The organism is Hydrogenophaga sp. A37 (assembly GCF_002001205.1).
GTDB lineage: Bacteria > Pseudomonadota > Gammaproteobacteria > Burkholderiales > Burkholderiaceae_C > Hydrogenophaga.
In genome coordinates this window covers 1-2827 of record NZ_MUNZ01000165.1, presented here as the reverse complement: position 1 = coordinate 2827, position 2827 = coordinate 1, and the positions used below count along the sequence as shown (strand labels likewise).

The following is a 2827-nucleotide window of genomic DNA, read 5'->3' as shown; positions in this document are numbered from 1 at the left end:
CCCTTGCGCTGTGTCCGGCCCCGTCGGCCGAACCCGCCCCCGCCCTGCCGCTGTACCAGCAGATCGCGCAGACACTGGCGCAGCTGATCCACGGCGGCAGCTTCAAGACCGGCCAGCGCCTGCCCTCGGTGCGCGAAACGGCGCTGACGCGCGGCGTGTCCATCTCCACCGCCATGCAGGCCTACCGCCAGCTCGAAGAGCAAGGCCTGGTGCAGGCCCGGCCCAAAGCGGGCTACTTCGTGAAGCGCGCCCAGCGCATCGCCCAGCCCAGCCTGAGCGCGCCACCGCAACGCAGTTTCCTGCTGGAGCGGCAAAGCCGCTCCGAGGGCTTCGCCATGCTGCACCAGCCCGGCGACCGCGCCAGCTTCGGCGGCTTCTCACCGCAAAGCAGCGAGCTGTTTGACGACACCCGCCTGCGCGTGGCCGTGGGCCGCGCCTCGCGCGTGCACCGCCGCAGCCTCACCGAATACAACAAGGCCGACGCGGGTCGTCCCGCGCTGCGCCAGGCCGTGGCCCAACGCGCCCTGCACCTGGGCTGCGCGCTGGACGCCAGCGACATCGTGATCACCGCCAGTTGCACGCAGGCCGTGAGCCTGTGCCTGCGCGCGGTCACCCAGCCCGGCGACGTGGTGGCGCTGGAGTCGCCCACCTTCTTTGGCTACCTCGACCTGATCGAATCCCTGGGCCTGCGGGTGCTGGAGATCCCCACCCACCCCGCCACCGGCCTCTCGCTGCCCGCGCTGGAGCTGGCACTGGACACGCAGCCCATCAAGGCCGTGCTGGCCGCGCCCACGCTGTCGAACCCGCTGGGCTCGGTGATGCCGCTGTCGGCCAAGCAGCGGCTGGTGCGCCTGCTGGCGCAGCGGCGGGTGCCACTGATCGAAGACGTGGTGTTCAACGACCTGCTGGCCGGTGACGAACGCCGCAAGGCCGCCAAGGCCTGGGACACCGACGGCAACGTCATGGTCTGCGGCTCGTTTGCCAAAACCCTCACCCCGGGCATCCGCCTGGGCTGGGTCGAGGCCGGCCGCTGGCGCGACGCCATCGCCACCCACAAAAGGCTGCAAGGCGCGGCCACCAATGTGGTGCTGGAAGAGGCGCTCGCTGACCTGCTGACCCAGGGCAGCTACGAGGCACACCTGCGGCGCCTCACCGCCCACATGCGCCAACGCCGCTTTGAAGCTCGCCACCTGATCGGCCACCACTTTCCTGCCGGCACACGGGTGAGCAACCCGCCCTCGGGCGACACCCTCTGGCTGGAGCTGGACCCGGTGATTCAAAGCATGGCGCTGTTCAAGCGCTGCGCGAGCGAAGGCATCACCTTCGGCCCGGGCGAGCTGTTCACCGCCACCGACCGCTACCGGAATTGCCTGCGCCTGAACTTCTCCGGCCCCTGGAACGCCGTCACCATGCAGGCCCTGGCGCGCATCGGCGAGATCGCGGGCGAGATGCTGAACGAGAACCGGCCGAACGAGCGCCGACGCGCATAGACGCGCTTGGCAGCACGGCAAGGTTGACCAATACCGTCAGCGCTTTGAATGCACATCGGTATGACGGGGTCGCGCGCAGCGCGGCGGGGCTGTTCCTCTCATACGGCTTTGCATTCAAGCGTAGAACAAGGCGCGAAGCCGCAGACAGTGCTACAGCACGGCAAGGCGAAGCAACGAAGTTATACGTTTGAAGGCAACGCCGTATCAACCCGGAACCCAGTCCGACGGGTACTTCCAGAAGTCCTTGTGCAGGTGGTTCATCGGCAACTCCAGCGACCGGCCCTTCGGCGGGATGGGGCGGGTGAACCACCGGTCGTGAACGGCGGTCGCTTCGCGCGACAGGATCAGGCGTTTCATCTCCGCATCAACGATCTGCTTGAACTCAGCGTCGTTCTTGGGCAGCATGATGCCCAGGGTTTCGATCGTGAGGTACTTGCCGACGATCATCACCTTGGACGGGTCGGGGCGGCTGGCCTTCAGCCCCATCAGCAACACCTCGTCCATGACGAACCCGTCGGCATCTCCCCTCTCAACCATCTCGACGCCGCGCACGTGGTCGGGCACGTTGATGACGCGAATGCCATGCCGGTGTTCGTTGTTGGCTTGTTCCACGGCCTTCAGCGGCGTGGTGCCCACGGTGGACGCCAGGGTCTTGCCCCGGAAATCCTTCAACTCACGGATGGTGCTGTCTGCACGCACCAGGTAGCGGGCGCCTGTGATGTAGTGCGGCACCGAAAACGCGACCGTCTTGCGTCGCTCGCTGTTGTTGGTCGTCGATTCGCACTCGAGATCGACCTGGCCCTGCGCGACCGCTTCGATCCGGGTCGTTGACGTGACCTTCACATACTCAACTTTCAGACGGGTCAAGGCCAAGGTCTTGCGCAACGCTTCCGAGATCTTGCCGCACAGGTCGATCGCGTACCCGACCGGCTTGCCCTCCGCGTCAAGATAGGAAAAGGGCACTGAGGCATCTCGATAGCCGATCACGACGGACCCGCGCTGCGTGATGCGGTCGATCACAGGCCCAGCCACGGCTGACGAAGTGGCCAGGTACAGACAGAGAGTCGATAGGGTCAGACGCATGGTGCTTGCCCTCAATGGCGTTCAGTGGTGCAGAATTTTTGCGAGGAAGTCCCTGGCGCGCGGCGAGCGCGCCTCGGACTTGTCGAAGAACTCCATGCGTCTGCAGTCCTCGACGATTTTGCCGGCATCCATGAAGATCACGCGGTGGCTGACCTTCTTGGCAAAGCCCATTTCGTGCGTCACCACCATCATGGTCATGCCCTCTTGCGCCAGCTTGACCATCACGTCCAGCACCTCCCCCACCATCTCGGGGT

At 65.9% G+C, this 2827-nt stretch carries 2 protein-coding genes and 1 pseudogene; 1 reads left to right on the top strand and 2 read right to left on the bottom strand.

Annotated features, from left to right (window positions below; all coding sequences use genetic code 11):
* The coding region (locus tag B0E41_RS22265; RefSeq protein WP_077334590.1) for a PLP-dependent aminotransferase family protein at positions 1-1490 on the top strand (1490 nt) is incomplete at its 5' end.
* A gap of 204 nt (positions 1491-1694) precedes the next feature.
* Here the strand turns inward: B0E41_RS22265 and B0E41_RS22260 are convergent.
* Both B0E41_RS22260 and B0E41_RS22255 read right to left on the bottom strand, forming a co-directional pair.
* Entirely contained in the window at positions 1695-2510 is an 816-nt protein-coding gene (locus B0E41_RS22260) for an amino acid ABC transporter substrate-binding protein (protein ID WP_253195094.1), read from the bottom strand.
* Positions 2511-2594: 84 nt separating this feature from the next.
* Positions 2595-2827, bottom strand: a pseudogene (locus tag B0E41_RS22255) (amino acid ABC transporter ATP-binding protein); the annotation flags it as partial.